Origin of the sequence: Xanthobacter autotrophicus ATCC 700552 (genome assembly GCF_043194565.1) — a bacterium.
GTDB classification, from domain to species: Bacteria; Pseudomonadota; Alphaproteobacteria; order Rhizobiales; family Xanthobacteraceae; genus Xanthobacter; species Xanthobacter autotrophicus_F.
Window position 1 is genome coordinate 252,347 of sequence record NZ_JBAFVS010000007.1, and the last position, 20,049, is coordinate 272,395.

At 66.5% G+C, this 20,049-nt stretch carries 16 protein-coding genes and 1 tRNA gene; 6 read left to right on the plus strand and 11 right to left on the minus strand.

The features are described from left to right. The first annotated feature begins 143 nt into the window (after positions 1-143). From V5F48_RS10345 to V5F48_RS10370, 6 genes are read left to right on the plus strand one after another with little or no spacing between them, the layout of a single operon-like run. Positions 144-1,088: an ABC transporter permease gene (locus V5F48_RS10345; RefSeq protein ID WP_394258623.1), complete on the plus strand. Its 945-nt coding sequence runs from the start codon at positions 144-146 to the stop codon at positions 1,086-1,088. A gap of 27 nt (positions 1,089-1,115) precedes the next feature. Beyond that, the gene (locus V5F48_RS10350; protein ID WP_394258624.1) at positions 1,116-2,000 is read left to right on the plus strand and encodes an ABC transporter permease; all 885 of its coding nucleotides are present in this window, start codon (positions 1,116-1,118) and stop codon (positions 1,998-2,000) included. After that, positions 1,997-3,079 carry an ABC transporter ATP-binding protein gene (locus V5F48_RS10355; RefSeq protein WP_394258625.1) on the plus strand — a complete coding sequence of 361 codons (1,083 nt, stop codon included), beginning with the start codon at positions 1,997-1,999 and terminating at the stop codon, positions 3,077-3,079. Before V5F48_RS10350 ends, V5F48_RS10355 begins: the two co-directional genes overlap by 4 nt. Then, a complete protein-coding gene (locus tag V5F48_RS10360) occupies positions 3,076-4,056 on the plus strand; it encodes an ABC transporter ATP-binding protein (protein WP_394258626.1) in 981 nt (326 codons plus the stop codon). The genes V5F48_RS10355 and V5F48_RS10360 overlap by 4 nt, the downstream gene beginning before the upstream one ends. Next, positions 4,056-5,324, plus strand: coding sequence for a Zn-dependent hydrolase (locus V5F48_RS10365; RefSeq protein ID WP_394258627.1), 1,269 nt, complete (start codon positions 4,056-4,058; stop codon positions 5,322-5,324). Before V5F48_RS10360 ends, V5F48_RS10365 begins: the two co-directional genes overlap by 1 nt. A gap of 38 nt (positions 5,325-5,362) precedes the next feature. Further along, complete coding sequence (locus tag V5F48_RS10370; RefSeq protein WP_394258628.1) at positions 5,363-5,866, plus strand: ureidoglycolate lyase; 504 nt, start codon at positions 5,363-5,365, stop codon at positions 5,864-5,866. 111 nt (positions 5,867-5,977) lie between these two features. Here the strand turns inward: V5F48_RS10370 and rpoC are convergent, their stop codons facing one another. The 11 genes from rpoC to V5F48_RS10425 form a co-directional block, all read right to left on the minus strand. Then, the gene (rpoC, locus tag V5F48_RS10375) at positions 5,978-10,162 is read right to left on the minus strand and encodes a DNA-directed RNA polymerase subunit beta' (RefSeq protein WP_394258629.1); all 4,185 of its coding nucleotides are present in this window, start codon (positions 10,160-10,162) and stop codon (positions 5,978-5,980) included. Between the two features lie 137 nt (positions 10,163-10,299). After that, positions 10,300-14,376: a DNA-directed RNA polymerase subunit beta gene (rpoB, locus tag V5F48_RS10380; protein WP_394110857.1), complete on the minus strand. Its 4,077-nt coding sequence runs from the start codon at positions 14,374-14,376 to the stop codon at positions 10,300-10,302. Positions 14,377-14,660: 284 nt separating this feature from the next. Next, the gene (gene rplL, locus V5F48_RS10385; RefSeq protein ID WP_394110858.1) at positions 14,661-15,032 is read right to left on the minus strand and encodes a 50S ribosomal protein L7/L12; all 372 of its coding nucleotides are present in this window, start codon (positions 15,030-15,032) and stop codon (positions 14,661-14,663) included. A 69-nt stretch (positions 15,033-15,101) separates the two neighbouring features. Beyond that, positions 15,102-15,620, minus strand: a complete 519-nt coding sequence (gene rplJ / locus V5F48_RS10390; RefSeq protein WP_394110859.1) for a 50S ribosomal protein L10 — start codon at positions 15,618-15,620, stop codon at positions 15,102-15,104. 735 nt (positions 15,621-16,355) lie between these two features. After that, complete coding sequence (locus V5F48_RS10395) at positions 16,356-16,595, minus strand: YjiS-like domain-containing protein (RefSeq protein WP_394258630.1); 240 nt, start codon at positions 16,593-16,595, stop codon at positions 16,356-16,358. A 221-nt stretch (positions 16,596-16,816) separates the two neighbouring features. Further along, positions 16,817-17,512 (minus strand): 50S ribosomal protein L1, encoded by a 696-nt coding sequence (gene rplA / locus V5F48_RS10400; protein WP_394258631.1) that lies wholly within the window; start codon positions 17,510-17,512, stop codon positions 16,817-16,819. Positions 17,513-17,517: 5 nt separating this feature from the next. Then, complete coding sequence (rplK, locus tag V5F48_RS10405) at positions 17,518-17,967, minus strand: 50S ribosomal protein L11 (RefSeq protein ID WP_012115335.1); 450 nt, start codon at positions 17,965-17,967, stop codon at positions 17,518-17,520. Positions 17,968-18,134: 167 nt separating this feature from the next. Next, complete coding sequence (nusG, locus tag V5F48_RS10410) at positions 18,135-18,665, minus strand: transcription termination/antitermination protein NusG (RefSeq protein ID WP_012115334.1); 531 nt, start codon at positions 18,663-18,665, stop codon at positions 18,135-18,137. A gap of 17 nt (positions 18,666-18,682) precedes the next feature. Further along, positions 18,683-18,880 (minus strand): preprotein translocase subunit SecE, encoded by a 198-nt coding sequence (secE, locus tag V5F48_RS10415; protein ID WP_282641352.1) that lies wholly within the window; start codon positions 18,878-18,880, stop codon positions 18,683-18,685. Positions 18,881-19,105: 225 nt separating this feature from the next. After that, positions 19,106-19,182 (minus strand) — tRNA-Trp (locus tag V5F48_RS10420). Positions 19,183-19,352: 170 nt separating this feature from the next. After that, positions 19,353-19,931, minus strand: coding sequence for a hypothetical protein (locus V5F48_RS10425; protein ID WP_394258632.1), 579 nt, complete (start codon positions 19,929-19,931; stop codon positions 19,353-19,355). Positions 19,932-20,049 lie beyond the last annotated feature (118 nt).

Sequence of the window (20,049 nt, forward strand, 5' to 3'; positions counted from 1 at the left end):
GCAGCCTCCTCACCCCCGGCCCCTCTCCCGCGAGGGGAGAGGGGAGAAAGCGGCAAGAGCCCGCCGCGCCACCCCAAACGTGCCAATCCCAGAGGCGGAGCCCCGTCGGCCCCGCGTCCCCCTTCCCAAGGCAGGATCGCTCCGTGCTGGTCTATATCCTGAGGCGGATCATCTATGTGATCCCGATTGTCATCGCCGTCGCGCTGGTGTGTTTCCTGCTCGTCCACATCACGCCGGGCGATCCGCTGGTGGCCGTGCTGCCGGCCGATGCCTCGGCGGAGCTGGCGGCGCAGATGCGCGCTGCCTACGGCTTCGACCGGCCGCTGCCGGTGCAGTTCGGTCTGTGGATCTGGCAGGCGCTGCACGGCAATCTCGGCACCTCCATCGCGTCCGGCCGCCCGGTTCTCGCGGAGGTGACGCAGGCGGTGGGCAATACCTTCATCCTCGCGGTGACGGCCTCCCTCATCGGCTTTTTCTTCGGTGTCTTCTTCGGGCTGGTGGCCGGCTATTTCCGCAATACATGGGTGGACAAGCTCGCCACCTCCATCGCCGTGGCGGGCGTGTCGGTGCCCCATTACTGGCTCGGCATGGTGCTGGTCATCATCTTCTCGGTGTGGCTCAACTGGCTGCCGGCGGTGGGCATGGGCGCGGGCGGCTGGTCGTGGGACTGGGCGCACATGCGCCACCTGATATTGCCCGCCGTCACCATGTCGGTGATCCCCATGGGCATCGTGACGCGCACCGTGCGCGCGCTCACCGGCGACATCCTCTCGCAGGATTTCGTGGAGGCGCTGCGCTCCAAGGGCCTCAAGGAAACCCAGGTGTTCCGCCATGTGGTGAAGAATGCCGCCCCCACCGCCGTGGCGGTGATGGGCCTGCAGCTCGGCTACCTGCTCGGCGGCTCCATCCTCATCGAGACGGTGTTCTCCTGGCCAGGCACGGGCTTCCTGCTCAATTCGGCGATCTTCCAGCGCGACCTGCCGCTGCTGCAGGGCACCATCCTGGTGCTGGCGCTGTTCTTCGTCTTCCTCAACCTCGTGGTCGATATCGCCCAGGCGTCCATCGATCCGCGCATCAAGCGGAGCTGAGGACATGAGCGTGAGCGGAGAACACAAATGACCGCCACAGACGCCGCCCTCCAGGCCGCCCCGGTCCAGAAGGCCCGAGGCTATTGGGCCACGGTGGGCCGCCGCTTTTCCCGCGACAAGGTCAGCATGGTGTGCGCGGCGGTGCTGCTCGCCATCGTGCTGGCCGCCATCTTCGCCCCGTGGCTCGGCCTTGCCGATCCCTACCAGGGCTCCATGATCCGGCGGCTGCGCCACATCGGCACCCCCGGCTATCTGCTCGGCACCGACGAACTCGGCCGCGACATGCTCTCCCGCCTCATCTACGGCGGGCGGCTCTCGCTGCTCATCGGCATCCTGCCGGTGGTGCTCGCCTTCGGCATCGGCACCAGCCTCGGCCTGCTCGCCGGCTATCTGGGCGGGGCGGTGAACACGGTCATCATGCGCACCATCGATGTGTTCTACGCCTTCCCGTCCGTGCTGCTGGCCATCGCCATCTCCGGTGTGCTCGGCGCGGGCGTGGTCAATTCCATCGTCTCGCTCACCATCGTGTTCATCCCGCAGATCACCCGGGTGGCGGAGAGCGTGACCACCTCGGTGCGCAATCTCGATTTCGTGGATGCGGCGCGCGCCTCGGGGGCCGGGGCCATCACCATCATGCGGGTGCACATGCTGGGCAACGTGCTCGGCCCCATCTTCGTCTACGCGACCGGGCTCATCTCGGTGTCCATGATCCTGGCCTCGGGCCTGTCCTTCCTCGGCCTCGGCACCAAGCCGCCGGAGCCGGAATGGGGCCTGATGCTGAACACCCTGCGCACCGCCATCTACGTCAACCCGGGCGTGGCCGCGCTGCCGGGGGTGATGATCTTCGCCGTCTCCATCTGCTTCAACATGCTCAGCGACGGGCTGCGCAGCGCCATGGACATCCGCAATTGACCCTCATCGAGCCCCTTCTCGCGCCCCTTCCGGACGTCGGCGGGCCGGCCCAGCCGCTGCTCGACGTGAAGCACCTCACCAAGCACTTCCCCGTGGGCGGCGGCTTCCTCGGAGAGAAGAAGACGGTGCGGGCGGTGGATGACGTGTCCTTCTCCATCGCCAAGGGCGAGACGGTGGGCATCGTGGGCGAGAGCGGCTGCGGCAAGTCCACCACCGCGCGCCTGCTCATGCACCTCATGACCCGCAATGCCGGCGAGATCCTGTTCGACGGGGAAACCGTGGGCGGGACGCTGGGCATGCGCGAGTTCCGCCGTGGCATGCAGATGGTGTTCCAGGACAGCTACGCCTCCCTCAACCCGCGCCTCACCATCGAGGATTCCATCGCCTTCGGCCCCAAGGTGCACGGCATCGCCGACCGGGATGCCCGGGCGCTGGCCCGCGAGCTGATGGACAAGGTGGGGCTGCGCCCCGAAGTGTTCGCCAACCGCTACCCCCACGAGGTCTCCGGCGGCCAGCGCCAGCGCGTCAACATCGCCCGGGCGCTGGCCCTGAAGCCGCGCCTCGTGATCCTGGACGAGGCGGTCTCGGCGCTGGACAAGTCGGTGGAGGCGCAGGTGCTGAACCTGCTCACCGACCTCAAGCGCGAGTTCGGCCTCACCTATCTGTTCATCAGCCACGACCTCAACGTGGTGCGCTACATCTCCGACCGGGTGCTGGTGATGTATCTGGGCCAGGTGGTGGAGCTGGGGCCGGTGGACGAGGTGTGGGACGGTCCGGCCCATCCCTATACGCGGGCGCTGCTCGCCGCCATGCCGGCCCTCGATCCCGACCGGCGCACCCAGGAACCGCCCATCACCGGCGATCCGCCCAACCCCATCGATCCGCCGCCGGGCTGCCGCTTCCACACCCGCTGCGCCTTCTTCGAGCCGGTCTGCGCCGAGGCCTGCCCTGCCCTGGCGCCGGTGGCGGGCGGAGACCATTTCGCCGCCTGCCACATGGTCATTCCCGGCTCCGGGCACAGCCGCGCGCCCCAAAGCCTCGCCCCCAAGGCCGGCGAAATCGCGGGGGCCACGCCATGAGCGCGCCCTTGGTGGATATCCGCGACCTCACCATCCGTTTCACCGGCGAGCGCACGGTCCATGCGGTGAATGGCGTCTCGCTCTCCCTCGGCGAGGGCGAGGTGCTGGGCCTGCTCGGCGAATCCGGCTCCGGCAAGAGCGTGACCATGCGCGCGCTCATGCGCCTTCTGCCCAAGAAGCGCACGGTGATCAACGGCAGCGTCAGTGTGGCCGGGCAGGATGTGCTGGCCATGGACGACGCCACCCTCTCCGCCTTCCGCGGGCGTACCGTCTCCATGATCTTCCAGGAGCCGGCGCTGGCGCTGGACCCGGTCTACACCATCGGCCAGCAGATCGCGGAATCGGTGAAGCGCCACGAGGGCGCAAGCCACGCCACCGCCACGGCGCGGGCGCTGGAGATGCTGGAGCTGGTGCGCATCCCCTCCGCCAAGCGCCGGCTCGATGCCTACCCCCACGAAATGTCCGGCGGCATGCGCCAGCGCGCCATGATCGCCCTCGCCCTTGCCTGCAAGCCCAAGATCCTGCTGGCCGACGAGCCCACCACGGCGCTCGACGCCACGGTGCAGATCCAGATCCTGCTGCTGCTGCGCGAATTGCAGCGGGAGATGGGCATGTCGGTCATCTTCGTCACCCACGACATCGGGGTGGCCATCGAGATCTGCGACAAGGTGGCGGTGATGTATGCCGGCCAGATCGTGGAAACCGGCACGCTCGGCGAGATCGTGCGCACGCCGCGCCATCCCTACCCCCAGGGGCTGCTGGCCTCCACCGTGCACGGCGCCAGGCGCGGCGCGCGGCTCCAGACCATTCCCGGCACCCCGCCCTCCCTCGACCAGGCGCCGAAGGCCTGTTCCTTCGCCCCGCGCTGCGCCCATGCACAGCAGCGTTGCACGGAGCGCCTGCCTCCGGACGTGGTGCTCGCCCCCGGCCGGACGGTAAGGTGCGTGCTGGCTGAAAATCCTGTTCCGGTGACCTGATGACCGCGCTGTCGACGCCCGCTCTGTCCAACCTCCAGATCAATGCCGACCGCCTCTGGGGCACCATCCTTGAAACCGCGCAATTCGGCGGCACGCTGAAGGGCGGCGTCAAGCGGCTGACCCTGAGCGAGGAAGACCGGCAGGTGCGCGACTGGTTCCGCGCCGCCTGCGAGGCCGCCGGCTGCACCGTGAGCGTGGATGCGCTGGGCAACATGTTCGCCCTGCGGCCGGGCAGGGACCCGGGCAAGGCGCCGCTCGGCATCGGCTCCCATCTCGACACCCAGCCCACGGGCGGCAAGTTCGACGGCGTCCTCGGCACGCTGGCCGCCCTTGAGGTGGTGCGCGCGCTCAACGACGCCGGTATCGAGACCGACGCCCCCCTGTGCGTGGTCAACTGGACCAATGAGGAAGGCTCGCGCTTCGCCCCGGCCATGATGGGCTCGGCCGGCCATGTGGCCGACCTGCCGCTGGCGGACATCCTCGCCCGCACCGATGCGGAGGGCGTGAGCGTGGGCGAGGCCCTCGACGCCATCGGCTATCGCGGCGAGCTGCCGCTGGGCACCCAGAAATTCAGCGGCTTCCTGGAACTGCACATCGAGCAGGGGCCGATTTTGGAGGCGGAGAACGTCACCATCGGCGTGGTGGAGCACGGCCAGGGCATCATCTGGTATGCCGGGCGCCTCACCGGCTTCGAGAGCCATGCGGGCTCCACCCCCATGCACCTGCGCAAGGATGCCCTCGCCACCTTGTCCGAGATCGTGCTCGCGGTGGAGAAGCTGGCGGTGGAGCTGGGGCCGAACGCGGTGGGCACGGTGGCGGACATCACCATTTCCCGGCAGTCGCGCAACGTGATCCCCGGCGAGATCACCTTCGCCGCCGAGTTCCGCACGCCGGATGCCGGCATCCTCGACGCCCTGGACAAGGGCCTTCAGGCGGCGGTGGCACGCATCGCCGAACGGCGGAAGGTGAGCGTCGCGCTCGACACCATCTGGCGCAAGGAGCCCACCCATTTCGATCCCGCCATCACCGGCGCGGTGGCCACCGCGGCGCGGAAGCTGGGCCTCAGCCACCGGCCCATGGTCTCGGGCGCGGGGCATGACAGCTTCCACCTCGCCACCATCGTGCCCACGGGCATGATCTTCGTGCCCTGCAAGGACGGGGTGAGCCACAACGAGCTGGAATCCGCCACCAGGGACGATTGCGCGGCGGGCGCCAACGTGCTGCTCCACGCTGTGCTGGCGCTGGCCGGCGATGCCGCAAAAGCGTGAAGGACAGGTCGTGAGGGGCCAGCCATGACAGGCCAGCCATGACAAACGCCCCCTCCCCCCTCCGCGCCCGCCCGCTGACGGCGCAGGCTTTGACGGCGGAGAGCTTCGCGCCCTTCGGCGACGTGCTGCGCGTGCCGCGAGAAGTGGGGACGCGCAGCTACTTCGACGGCGCGCTGGCGAGCCTCAGGCCGCAGACGCCGGCGAGCCTCTCCCTCATCCTCGCCGCGCCCAGCCTGGCGCGGCCGGTGCCGGTCACCATCATCGAGCGGCATCGCCTCACGTCCCAGAGCTTCGTGCCCCTGGCGACCACGCGCTGGCTGGTGGTGGTGGCGCCGGACGCCGCGGACGGAGCGCCGGACCTCGCCGCGGCGGTGGCCTTCCTTCCCGGTCCCGGCCAGGGCATCACCCTGAAGCCGGGCGTGTGGCACGCCCCGCTCACCGTGCTCGACACCCCGGCCCCGTTCGCCATCTTCATGTGGCGCGACTTCGGCCCGGACGACGAGGACTTCGCCGCCATCGCCCCCTTTGCCGTGGCGCTCTGATTCCAAGGCCCCTTGGTTCACGGGCCCTTGGTTCAAGCCTGCGCTGCTCAAACAGAAAAGGCCGCCCGAAGGCGGCCTTTCTTGTCTTGTCGGAGCCTGTCGGGCCGCGGATCACTCCGCCGCGTCGGCGGGGCCTTCCACCAGGGGGTGGCCTTCGCTCTGCTCGTCGCGGGTCGCGACGATGAGGTCGTCGCGGCTGTTGGCGATGGTGCGCAGGCGCGACATCTGGGCGCCGGTGCCGGCCGGGATGAGGCGGCCGACGATGACGTTCTCCTTCAGGCCTTCCAACGGGTCCACCTTGCCGTTGACCGCCGCCTCGGTGAGGACGCGGGTGGTCTCCTGGAACGAGGCCGCCGAGAAGAAGGAGCGCGTCTGCAAGGACGCCTTGGTGATGCCCAGCAGCACGGGATGGCCGGTGGCGGGCTTCTTCGCCTCCTCCGCGGCCTTCTCGTTCGCCTCGATGAACTCGATGCGGTCCACCTGCTCGCCGTCCAGGAAGTCGGTCTCGCCGCTGTCGTCGATCTCGACCTTCTGGAGCATGTTCCGGACAATCACCTCGATGTGCTTGTCGTTGATGTGCACGCCCTGGAGCCGGTAGACCTCCTGGATCTCGTTGACGAGGAAGGCGGCAAGCTCTTCCACGCCCTTGATCGCCAGGATGTCGTGCGGCGCCGGGTTGCCGTCGACGATGAAGTCGCCCTTCTCCACCACGTCGCCGTCCTGGAGATGGATGTGCTTGCCCTTCGGGATCAGGTATTCCACCGGATCGCCGCCGTCCGGCGGCTCGATGGAGAGCCGGCGCTTGTTCTTGTAGTCACGGCCGAACCGGATCGTGCCCGAGATTTCGGCGATGATGGCTGCATCCTTGGGACGGCGCGCCTCGAACAGCTCCGCCACGCGCGGCAGGCCGCCCGTGATGTCGCGGGTCTTGGCGCTTTCCATGGGCACGCGGGCCACCGCGTCGCCGGCCCTGAGGGTCTGGTTGGGGTCCACCGAGATGATGGCCTCCACCGGCAGGGCGTAGCGGGCGTCGCCGCCGCGCGGCAGCTTGATGATCTTGCCGTCCTTGCTCTTGATGAGGATGGCGGGGCGCAGCTCCGGCCCACGGCCGGAGCGGCTGTCCGTCACCACGCGCTTGGCGATGCCGGTCGACTCGTCGACCGTCTCGTTCATGGAGGAGCCTTCGGTCAGGTCCTCGAAGGCCACCATGCCGTCCACCTCGGAGAGGATGGGGCGGGTGTAGGGGTCCCACTCGGCGATGCGCTGGCCACGCTTGATGGTGTCGCCCTCGTCCACCTTGAGGCGGGCGCCGTACTGCACGCGGTTCACCGCCCGCTCGGTGCCGTCCACGTCGACGATGACCACCGCCAGGTTGCGGGCCATGACCACGAGGTCGCCTTCCGAGTTCCGCGCCACGTTGCGGTTGCGGATGCGGACGAGGCCCTCGAAGTTGCTTTCCACATAAGACGAGTCGGCAAGGGTCGCCGCGCCGCCGATGTGGAAGGTGCGCATGGTGAGCTGGGTGCCCGGCTCGCCGATGGACTGGGCGGCGATGACGCCCACCGCCTCGCCCATGTTCACCGGGGTGCCGCGGGCCAGGTCGCGCCCGTAGCAGGTGCCGCACACGCCGTTCCGGGTCTCGCAGGTCAAGACCGAACGGATCTTGATCTCCTGGATGCCGGACTTGTTGATCCGCTCGACGTGCCATTCCTCGATCATGGTGCCGCGGGGCACGATGACGGTGCCGGTGGCCGGCTCCACGATGTCTTCCGCCGCGGTGCGGCCGAGGACGCGCGAGGCGAGCGAGGCCACCACCTGGCCTGCATCGATAATGGCGCGCATGTGGATCCCCTTCTCCGAGCCGCAATCGCGCTCGGTGATGATGGAATCCTGCGCCACGTCCACGAGGCGGCGGGTGAGGTAACCCGAGTTGGCGGTCTTCAGGGCGGTGTCGGCAAGGCCCTTACGCGCGCCGTGGGTGGAGTTGAAGTACTCCATCACGGTCAGGCCTTCCTTGAAGTTCGAGATGATCGGGCTCTCGATGATCTCGCCCGACGGCTTGGCCATGAGGCCGCGCATGCCGGCAAGCTGCTTCATCTGAGCGGGCGACCCACGCGCTCCGGAGTGGCTCATCATGTAGATCGAGTTGATCTGCTTCTCGCGGCCGGTCTTCGGGTCCTTCTTGACCGAAGAGATTTCCTTCATCATCTCCTCGGCGACGCGATCGGAGCACTTGCCCCAGGCGTCCACGACCTTGTTGTACTTCTCGCCCTGGGTGATCAGGCCGTCATTGTACTGCTGCTCGTATTCCTTGGTGAGGGTGCGGGTCTCCTCGACCAGCTCCCACTTCTTCTTCGGCACCACCATGTCGTCCTTGCCGAACGAGATGCCGGCGCGGAACGCGTTGTAGAAGCCGAGCGCCATGATGCGGTCGCAGAAGATCACGCTCTCCTTCTGACCGCAGTGCCGGTACACGGCATCGATCATGTTGGAGATTTCCTTCTTCGTCATCAGCTTGTTGACGACGTCGTAGGACAGCTTCGGATGCTTGGGCAGCAGCTCGCCGATCTTCATGCGGCCCGGCGAGGTCTCATAGATCTTGGAATACTGCTTGCCCTCCGCGTCCACGCCGATGTAGCGGCCGCGGATCTTGGTGGCGAGAGTGATCGCCTTGGCGTTCAGGGCGTGGTCGATCTCCGCCATGTTGGCGAACATCATCCCCTCGCCCGGCTCCTTCTCCTTCATGATGGAGAGGTAGTAGAGGCCGAGCACGATGTCCTGCGACGGCACGATGATGGGCTGGCCGTTCGCCGGGTGCAGGATGTTGTTGGTGGACATCATCAGCACGCGCGCTTCCAGCTGGGCTTCCAGCGAGAGCGGGACGTGGACGGCCATCTGGTCGCCGTCGAAGTCGGCGTTGAAGGCCGAGCAGACCAGCGGGTGCAGCTGGATCGCCTTGCCCTCGATGAGCACCGGCTCGAACGCCTGGATGCCGAGGCGGTGGAGCGTCGGCGCGCGGTTCAGCATCACCGGGTGCTCGCGGATGACCTCGTCGAGGATGTCCCACACCTCGGGACGCTCCTTCTCCACCAGCTTCTTGGCCTGCTTCACCGTGGCCGAGTGGCCCTTGGCGTCGAGCCGCGAATAGATGAAGGGCTTGAACAGCTCCAGCGCCATCTTCTTGGGCAGGCCGCACTGGTGCAGCTTCAGCTCGGGACCCACCACGATCACCGAGCGGCCGGAATAGTCCACGCGCTTGCCGAGCAGGTTCTGGCGGAACCGGCCCTGCTTGCCCTTCAGCATGTCGGCGAGCGACTTCAGCGGGCGCTTGTTGGCCCCCGTGATGACGCGGCCGCGGCGGCCGTTGTCGAACAGCGCATCCACCGCTTCCTGAAGCATGCGCTTCTCGTTGCGGATGATGATGTCCGGCGCGCGCAGCTCGATCAGCCGCTTGAGGCGGTTGTTACGGTTGATGACGCGGCGGTAGAGGTCGTTGAGGTCGGAGGTCGCGAAGCGGCCGCCGTCCAGGGGCACCAGCGGACGCAGGTCCGGCGGGATGACCGGGACGTGGGTGAGGATCATCCATTCCGGCTTGTTGCCGGAGAGCTGGAAGGCCTCCACGATCTTCAGGCGCTTGGCGAGCTTCTTGGGCTTCAGCTCGGTGGTGGCCTCGGAGATTTCCACGCGCAGGTCGGCGGCGATCTTGTCGAGGTCCATGCCGCGCAGGATCTCGCGGATGGCCTCGGCGCCGATCATGGCGGTGAAGTTGGTCTCGCCGAACTCGTCCTGGGCGCGCAGGTACTCGTCCTCCGAGAGGAGCTGGCGGTACTTGAGCTTGGTGGTGCCCGGCTCGATCACGACGAAATATTCGAAGTAGAGGATCCGCTCCAGATCCTTCAACGTCATGTCGAGCAGGAGGCCGATGCGGCTCGGCAGCGACTTCAGGAACCAGATGTGCGCCACCGGGGCCGCAAGCTCGATGTGGCCCATGCGCTCGCGGCGCACGCGCGACAAGGTGACCTCGACGCCGCACTTCTCGCAGATGATGCCCTTGTACTTCATCCGCTTGTACTTGCCGCACAGGCACTCGTAGTCCTTGATGGGACCGAAGATGCGCGCGCAGAACAGGCCGTCACGCTCGGGCTTGAACGTACGGTAGTTGATGGTTTCCGGCTTCTTGATCTCACCGTAGGACCAGGACTTGATCTTGTCCGGGCTCGCAATGGTGATGCGGATCTGGTTGAAGGCCGGGGCCGGAACGGTCGGATTGAAGACGTTCAGGACTTCCTGGTTCATGAGCTGGCTCCCAAACGAAGTGGGCCTTTATCTTCGACCCTGACCGGCCGATGCGCCGGTCAGGCGGTCCGCGATGCGCGGATGTGGTCCTTGAGGACGGGGCGGCAGGCACGGCCCGACCGGGCCGCACCTTCCCGTCAGCTGTTTTCGAGGTCGACGTTGAGGCCGAGCGAGCGCATTTCCTTCACGAGCACGTTGAAGCTCTCGGGAATGCCGCTCTCGAACGTGTCCTCGCCGCGCACGATGGCCTCGTAGACCTTGGTGCGGCCGGCCACGTCGTCGGACTTCACCGTCAGCATCTCCTGCAGGGTGTAGGCCGCGCCGTAGGCTTCGAGTGCCCACACCTCCATTTCGCCGAAGCGCTGGCCGCCGAACTGCGCCTTGCCGCCCAGGGGCTGCTGGGTGACCAGCGAATAGGGGCCGATGGAGCGGGCGTGGATCTTGTCGTCCACCAGATGGTGCAGCTTCAGCATGTAGATGTAGCCCACCGTGACCTTACGATCGAACGGCTCGCCGGTGCGCCCGTCATAGAGCGTGGACTGGCCGGAGGCATCCAAGCCTGCCTTCTCCAGCTGCTGCTCGATGTCGGCCTCGTGCGCCCCGTCGAACACCGGGGTCGCCATGGGCACGCCCTTGCGCAGGTTCTCGCCCAGCTCGGGCAGTTCCCCGTCCTTGAGCTGGTCGATCTCCTCCTTGCCGTAGATGGTCTCGAGGCGATCGCGCAGGGGCTTGAGGTCCTGCTTGCCGTAATAGGCTTCCATCGCCGCGGCCACCTGCCGGCCGAGGCCCGCGCAGGCCCAGCCCAGATGCGTCTCCAGGATCTGGCCCACGTTCATGCGCGAGGGCACGCCCAGCGGGTTCAGCACGATATCCACGTTGGTGCCGTCCTCCAGGAACGGCATGTCCTCCACCGGCACGATGCGCGAGACCACGCCCTTGTTGCCGTGGCGGCCGGCCATCTTGTCGCCGGGCTGGATCTTGCGCTTCACCGCGACGAAGACCTTGACCATCTTCATCACGCCGGGGGGCAGCTCGTCGCCGCGCTGCAGCTTCTCGACCTTGTCGAGGAACCGCTGCTCCAGACGCTTCTTAGAGTCGTCATACTGGGCGCGGATGGCTTCCAGCTCCGCCATGATGGCGTCGTCGGCCACCGCGAACAGCCACCACTGCGAGCGCGGATACTCGGTGAGGATCTCGCGGGTGACCACGGTCTCCTTCCGGAAGCCCTTGGGGCCGGCGATGGCGGTCTTGCCGTCCAGGATCTCGATCAGGCGGCCGTAGACGTTGCGGTCCAGGATCGCCTGCTCGTCGTCGCGGTCCTTGGCGAGGCGCTCGATTTCCTCGCGCTCGATGGCGAGGGCGCGCTCGTCCTTGTCCACGCCGTGGCGGTTGAACACGCGCACTTCCACGATGGTGCCGGTGGTGCCCGGCGGCAGGCGCAGCGAGGTATCGCGCACGTCGGCGGCCTTCTCGCCGAAGATGGCGCGCAGCAGCTTTTCTTCCGGCGTCATCGGGCTTTCGCCCTTGGGCGTGATCTTGCCCACGAGGATGTCGCCGGCGCGCACTTCCGCGCCGATATAGACGATGCCCGCCTCGTCGAGATTCTTCAGCGCCTCTTCCGAGACGTTGGGAATATCGCGGGTGATTTCCTCCGGCCCGAGCTTGGTGTCGCGGGCCATGGCCTCGAATTCCTCGATGTGGATCGAGGTGAACACGTCCTCCTTGGCGATGTTCTCCGAGAGCAGGATGGAATCTTCGAAGTTGTAGCCGTTCCACGGCATGAACGCGACGAGCACGTTGCGGCCGAGGGCCAGTTCGCCAAGCTCGGTCGAGGGACCGTCGGCGATGATGTCGCCGCGCTTCACCTGGTCACCCACACGCACCAGCGGACGCTGGTTGATGCAGGTGGACTGGTTGGAGCGCTGGAACTTCATCAGCCGGTAGATGTCGACGCCCGACTTGGACGGATCGGCCTCTTCCGTGGCGCGGATGACGATACGGGTGGCGTCCACCTGGTCGATCACGCCGGTGCGGCGGGCGGCGATGGCGGCGCCCGAGTCCCGGGCCACCACGGCTTCCATGCCGGTGCCCACCAGCGGCGCCTGCGAGCGCACCAGCGGCACCGCCTGGCGCTGCATGTTGGAGCCCATGAGCGCGCGGTTGGCGTCGTCGTTCTCAAGGAACGGGATCAGCGCCGCGGCCACCGACACCAGCTGCTTGGGCGACACGTCCATGAAGTCCACGCGGTCGGGGGCGACCAGAAGCACGTCGCCCGCATGGCGGCAGACGATCAGGTCTTCCTCGAAGCGGCCTTCGGCGTCGAGCGGGATATTGGCCTGCGCGACGTAATACTTCCCCTCCTCCATGGCGGAGAGATAGACCACCTCGTCGGTGACCTTGCTGTCCACCACGCGGCGATAGGGCGCCTCGATGAAGCCGTACTTGTTCACGCGGGCGAAGGTGGCCAGCGAGTTGATCAGGCCGATGTTCGGGCCTTCCGGCGTCTCGATGGGGCAGATGCGGCCGTAGTGGGTCGGGTGCACGTCGCGCACCTCGAAGCCGGCGCGCTCGCGCGTCAGGCCGCCCGGGCCAAGCGCCGAGAGGCGGCGCTTGTGGGTGATCTCCGACAGCGGGTTGGTCTGGTCCATGAACTGCGAGAGCTGGGACGAGCCGAAGAACTCGCGCACCGCCGCCGCCACCGGCTTGGCGTTGATCAGGTCCTGCGGCATCACGGTGTCGATGTCCACGGAGGACATGCGTTCCTTGATGGCGCGTTCCATGCGCAGCAGGCCGACGCGATACTGGTTCTCCATGAGCTCGCCCACCGAGCGCACGCGGCGGTTGCCCAGGTGGTCGATGTCGTCGATCTCGCCCTTGCCGTCGCGCAGCTCCACGAGGGTGCGGATGACGGAGAGGATGTCGTCGCGGCGCAGCACCCGCACCGTGTCGGGGCAGTCGAGGTCGAGGCGCATGTTCATCTTCACGCGGCCGACCGCGGACAGGTCGTAGCGCTCGCTGTCGAAGAACAGCGAATGGAACATGGCCTGCGCCGAATCGATGGTCGGCGGCTCGCCCGGGCGCATCACGCGGTAGATGTCGAAGAGCGCGTCCTCGCGGGTCACGTTCTTGTCGGCGATCAGCGTGTTGCGGATGTAGGCGCCGGTATTGACATGGTCGATGTCCAGCACCGGGATTTCATTGTAGCCGTTCTCTTCGAGCAGCTTCAAAGTCTTCTCGGTGATTTCCTCGCCCGCCTCGGCATGGATCTCGCCCGAGGCCAGGTCCACCAGGTCCTCGGCGATATACTGGCCGATCATCTCCTCATTGGAGATGCGCAGGGCCTTCAGGCCCTTCTCGGCGAGCTGGCGGCCGGCGCGCACGGTCAGCTTCTTGCCGGCCTCCAGCACGACTTCGCCGGTATCGGCATCGATGAGGTCAGCGACCGCCTTGTAGCCCTTCATGCGCTTGGGATCGAACGGCATGCGCCAGCCGCCCTTCTCCCGCGTGAAGGGAATCATCTCGTAGAAGGTCGCGAGAATTTCCTCGTTGTCGAGGCCGAGGGCATAGAGCAGGCTCGTCACCGGAATCTTCCGGCGCCGGTCGATGCGCGCGAACACGATGTCCTTGGCGTCAAACTCGATGTCCAGCCAGGAGCCGCGATAGGGGATGATGCGGGCGGCGAACAAAAGCTTGCCCGAGGAGTGGGTCTTGCCCTTGTCGTGGTCGAAGAACACGCCCGGCGAACGGTGCATCTGGGAGACGATGACGCGCTCGGTGCCGTTCACGATGAACGTTCCGTTCATGGTCATGAGCGGGATATCGCCGGTGTAGACGTCCTGCTCCTTGATGTCCTTCACCGACTTGGCGCCGGTATCGGGATCCACATCGAACACGATGAGGCGCAGCGTGACCTTCAACGGGGCGGCGAACGTCATGCCGCGCTGGCGGCACTCGTCCACGTCATACTTGGGCGGCTCGAACTCGTAGCGCACGAACTCCAGCATGGAGGCGCCGGAGAAGTCGGAGATGGGAAACACCGACTTGAACACCGCCTGCAGGCCGTCGTCGTCGCGTCCGCCCTTGGGTTCCTCGATCTGGAGGAACTGGTCGTAGGACGCCTTCTGAACCTCGATGAGGTTCGGCATCTCGGCCACTTCCTTGATCTTGCCGAAGAACTTGCGGATCCGCTTACGACCGGTGAACGTTTGCGCCATCTCGATCCTCGTCCGTCCTGGTCCCCTCGGTCCGGCACCCGTCGTCTCAGGAGAGACCAAGGGCACGCCGCGCCGGCACCGGAACCTCACCACCGTCAAACCTGAAGAGGTGGGGGCAAAAGCCATCCCCCTTCAGCATTATGACGGCTCTCCCGGCAGCCGCGGGGCGTTGCCCGCACCGGCTGCCGGGAGAACCGTCGTCTCCGATGCATCACCCCCGAAGATCCGGGAGCGATGCTATGGACGGGGTCCCGGCTTGCGCCGGGACCCCGAACGTCAAAAGCTCACTTGAGCTCGACCTTGGCGCCAGCCTTCTCGAGCTGGGCCTTGAGCTTCTCGGCCTCGTCCTTGGAAACGGCTTCCTTGACGGGCTTGGGAGCGCCTTCCACCAGGTCCTTGGCTTCCTTGAGGCCGAGGCCGGTGATGGCGCGCACTTCCTTGATGACTTCGATCTTCTTGTCGCCAATCGCAGCGAGGACGACAGTAAACTCGGTCTGCTCCTCCACGGCGGCGGCGGCAGCGGCCGGGGCAGCGGCAACAGCCACGGCGGCGGCGGCAGAAACGCCCCACTTCTCCTCGAGGAGCTTCGCCAGCTCGGCGGCCTCGAGAACGGTCAGGGAGGAGAGCTCGTCGACGAGCTTGGTCAGGTCAGCCATGGGAATAGTCCTTAAGATAGGTTCGGATTCTGGATTTGCGAGATCAGGCCGCCAGCTGCGGCCCGGTCCTCACGCAGCTTCGTCCTGCTTGGCATAGGCCCCGAACACGCGGGCGAGCTTGGCTGCCGGCGCGGTGGTGAGCTGCGCCAGCTTGGTCGCCGGGGCCTGGATAAGGCCGACGAGCTTGGCACGCAGTTCGTCCAGGGACGGAAGGGTCGCAAGCGCCTTCACTCCGTCCACGTTCAGGGCCGTAGTGCCCATCGCTCCGCCAAGGATCACGAACTTGTCATTCGTCTTGGCAAACTCGACAGCCACCTTCGGCGCCGCCACCGGATCGCTGGAATAGGCGATCAGGGTCGGACCCTTGAGAAGGGTCGACACATGGGCGACGTCGGAGCCTTCCAGAGCGATCTTGGCGAGGCGGTTCTTGGCCACCTTTACAGTCGCACCGCTCGCCTTCATCTGCCGGCGCAGGCGCGACAGCTGGGCAACGGTGAGGCCGGAATAGTGGGCGACCACGACGACGGAGGTGCTCTTGAACACATCCGTGAGCGTCGTGACGAGCTCTTGTTTTTGCGCTCGATCCACGTCTGGCTCTCTTTAAGCCTGTGGCGGCACCCTCACCCCGAATGGGGCTCGAGATCCCGCCGGTTGCGCCTTGCCGCACACCGCGACCAACCTGTCGAAAGCGACATGAAGGCCGCGATCCGCGACGCTCTCATGCCCTGTCCCCTCTTGATCCGGGCACGGATAACCGTGTCGCGGAGCGCAAGGCGCTGGTTCCGAACCGATCTTCATCCCCGCGTCACATGGCCTTGTCGACCCTGGACGGCGGAGGCAAAATTACGGTCTTCCCCGTCTATGCTGGCTCTCCAAAGCCCACCTCGGCGAGGCGGGTGCGAGAATTAAGCCTTGATCGTTCGCAAAATTGAGCGAACATCAGGGCGCCGGCAGTCTCGGACAGGACTCATCGTCTGCCGATCGAACGTCACGCGTGACCGAAAGGTCGCGGAGACAGACTTCTAACAGACGATTAGGCCGGGCGGGCGAACCCTCCCAGCCCTTTCGCCCCGTCAAGGGCGAAAGCTACAGATACTTTGACCGGACGGCGGACCGCCCGGAAACAGTCGATATATAGGGCGCCGCCCCTCTTGTCACGCCCTTTGCGCATTTTTTGCATGAGGGGGCGGCACGAGCGGGTTGGCATCAGGTGGCAGGACCGCCTGCCTGGGGCGATGATCCGCCTCGCGCCCAAGGTGGCACAAGGCCGGCGATCCGTTCCTCCCAGCGATCCGTTCGTCACCGCAGCTTCGGCGGCGAGTCTCAGGCCGTGCGGACCGAACCCGAAAGCGGGGCCGGCCGGCCTGCGGGCCGCCTTGCAGAACGGGCACCGGCTTCTTCGGCCGCTTCGCGGGCAAGCCGGCGGATGTCGGAGCGGCTGACGCCCATATCGGACAAGTCCCGGTCGCTCAGGGCGGTGAGTTCGTCCACCACGCGGCGGCGCATCACCGCGCCGGCGAAGAAGCTGCGGAGGGCGATCCACAAGGTCTGAAGTGCGAACATGGTCTTCTCCTCACGCCACGGAGGCGTTAGCTGCAACGCAGCATTTGAGACAAGATAGACCGCGTTGCGGTGCAGCAGAATTGCTCAGAATGCAGCCCTGCCCTGCCGCATGCTGGTAGCGTCTTAACGGATCGGCAACGTAGCCGCCCGATGCAAAGGCCACCCAAAGCGAAAGGCCGGGCACCAGGCCCGGCCTTTCAAAACGTGTACCGTCAGACCAATCAGGCGGTGTGGACGGTCGCCGGTTCCACCTTGATGCCGGGGCCCATGGTGGAGGACACCGCCACGCGCTGCAGGTAGGTGCCCTTGGCGCCGGCGGGCTTGGCCTTCACCACCGCGTCGACGAAGGCGCGGATGTTCTCGGCCAGCTTGTCGGCCGGGAACGAGGCCTTGCCGATGCCGCCGTGGATGATGCCCGCCTTCTCGACGCGGAACTCCACCGCGCCGCCCTTGGCGGCGGCGACGGCGCCCTTCACGTCCATGGTCACGGTGCCGACCTTCGGGTTCGGCATCAGGCCACGCGGGCCCAGGATCTTGCCGAGACGACCGACCAGCGGCATCAGGTCCGGGGTGGCGATGCAGCGATCGAACTCGATGGTGCCGCCCTGGATGGTCTCGAGGAGGTCCTCGGCGCCCACGATATCGGCACCCGCCGCCTTGGCTTCGTCGGCCTTGGCGCCGCGGGCGAACACCGCCACGCGCACGGTACGACCCGAGCCGTTGGGCAGGTTGCACACGCCGCGGACCATCTGGTCCGCATGGCGGGGATCGACGCCCAGGTTCAGCGCGACCTCGATGGTCTCGTCGAACTTGGCCGTGGTGCGCTCCTTCAGGAGCGCCAGGGCCTCGTCGAGGGGATAGAGCTTGACGCGGTCAATGCCTTCGTTGACGGCGCGGATGCGCTTGCCTTGCTTCATGGCGCTCACCCCTGAACCTGCAGGCCCATGGAGCGGGCCGAACCTTCGATCATCTGGACGGCGGCCTCAACGGTCTCGCAGTTCAGATCCTTCATCTTCTTCTCGGCGATCTCCGAGAGCTGGGCGCGGGTGACCTTGCCCACGAAGGTGCCCTTGCCGGGCGTCTTCGAGCCGGAGCCGGGCTTCTTCTTGGTCTCGAGGCCGGCGGCCTTCTTCAGGAAGTAGGAGACCGGCGGGGTCTTCAGCTCGAAGGTGAAGGAGCGGTCCTGGTAGGCCGTGATCACCACCGGGATCGGCATGCCCTTTTCGAGCTGCGCGGTCTGGGCGTTGAACGCCTTGCAGAATTCCATGATGTTCAAGCCGCGCTGGCCGAGCGCGGGACCAATCGGCGGGGCCGGATTGGCGCTGCCGGCAGGCACCTGCAGCTTGACGTAACCGGTAATTTTCTTCGCCATTGCACAACTCCCAAGATGCGCCGCGCACCCCCTCGGGGGCTTGCGGGCGGGATCGCGTGGTGCGGATCATAGGAGCGCTTGGCGAGACGCTCCCTCCCCTCCCACGCCGGCGCCCTGCCTTGCGGCACGGCACCCACTTCAGACGGCGCGAACGCCGCCCGTTCGGCTCAGACCTTCTCGACCTGAGCGAATTCCAGTTCCACCGGCGTCGCGCGACCGAAGATGGACACCGCCACCTTCACGCGCGAGCGGCTCTCGTCCACCTCTTCCACGATGCCATTGAACGAGGCGAACGGACCGTCCGCCACCTTCACCGTCTCGCCCACCTCGAAGGTGATGGAGGGCTTGGGCCGCTCGATGCCTTCCTGCACCTGCTGCAGGATGCGCATGGCCTCGGATTCGGAGATGGGCATGGGCTTGTTGTCGGCGCCCAGGAAGCCGGTGACCTTCGGCGTGTTCTTGATGAGATGGAAGGCCTCGTCGGTGAGGTCCATCTTCACCAGCACGTAGCCGGGGAAAAACTTGCGCTCGGCATCCACCTTCCGGCCGCGGCGTACCTCCACCACCTTCTCGGTGGGAACGAGGATCTGCTCGAACAGGTCGGTGAGCCCGCGCTGATCGGCCTGCTCGCGGATGGAGTCGGCCACCTTCTTCTCGAAGTTGGAATAGGCGTGAACGATGTACCAGCGCTTGGCCATAATGCCTTCCTTTCCGCTCAGTGCCCGAGGGTCAGGAGGGTCGACACGCCGAATCGGATGATCTGGTCGACGATGAGGAAGAAGATGGAGGCAAGGAGGACCATCACGAACACCATGCCCGTGGTGATCAGCGTCTCGCGCCGGGTCGGCCAGGTGACCTTCGCCGTTTCGGCGCGGACCTGCTGAAAGAACTCGACAGGACTGTTCTTCGCCATAGCGCTCTTCGCCAATCGTTCCCGGCCGCCTGGTCCGGACGCCCCATGGGCTGCTCCGGTGACCGCCACCTCTGTGTCGCGGCAGAAACGCCGCCTCAAGAATACTCCGACCCGCTGGCGCCGGCTCTTGCGAGACCTTGCTACGGGATCATTCGGGCGGGGATGGGGCTGCGTCGTCGCGCCCCTTTGCCGCCGTCTCGCCGTGCCTGCCGCCCCTCTCGGAAGTGGCAGGAGTGGAGGGACTCGAACCCCCAACCCCCGGTTTTGGAGACCGGTGCTCTAACCAGTTGAGCTACACTCCTATAGCCTGAGAGCGTTGCCCGAAGGGCTTCGCCCCGGCATCAGGGCCGGCACCCCGAAGCGCGAGCCATCGCCCGCCGGCCTCGAGGGTAGACTCCGCCGCGCCGGGGAGTGACCCAGCGCATCGGACGGGTGTGTGTAGTGGCATGCGCGGCGCGTGTAAAGGGGTATGCTACTGCGCAACGCCGGTAGCCACAGCTTCCGCGGCACCGGCCTTGGGCGTTTCGTGGGCGGGATAGAGCGCCTCGCTGAAGCCGCCGTTGGAAGGCGCGAAATAGGGGGTGGTGCGCATCACGGCCGCGAACTTGTCGTTGTCCGCCTTGCTGCTCACATAGGGTGCGTCGCGCTTGCCCTTGAGGACGAACACGTCGCCAGCGTAGTGGTCGAACTCGACCACGCTGGAGTCAAATCCAAGGCACGCCTCCCGGTCGAAGGGCGCGCCCATCATCTCCTTGTAGTAGACGTTCGGCTTCACGCAGAGCTTGAAGTTCCGGATCGTCCATTCGCCTTGGATTACCTCGCGGCGCCCCTCTTCCCAGACCAGAAGCCGCCCGCCCATCGCGCCCGACGGAGGCGGCTCGAAGTATGCGGCGATAGGTCCGCTGAAGCGGTAGGCGCCGATAAGCGTACGCCCGCCCCAGCTCTGCGCCCGCTTTGCCTGGGCGTCTTCCACCTGTTGCGGCGTCGCGCAGCCCAGCAACGCCCCGCACAGGGCCGCGATCGATCCATGTATCCGAATGGCCCTGACCATTCATCCCCCCTGACGCAAGAAAGGCAGGCCGAAGCCTGCCTTTCCGATTTCCATTGCAAATTAGCGATCCGACGATGGGTCGGATCACTCGATGATCGAAGCAACCACCCCTGCTCCA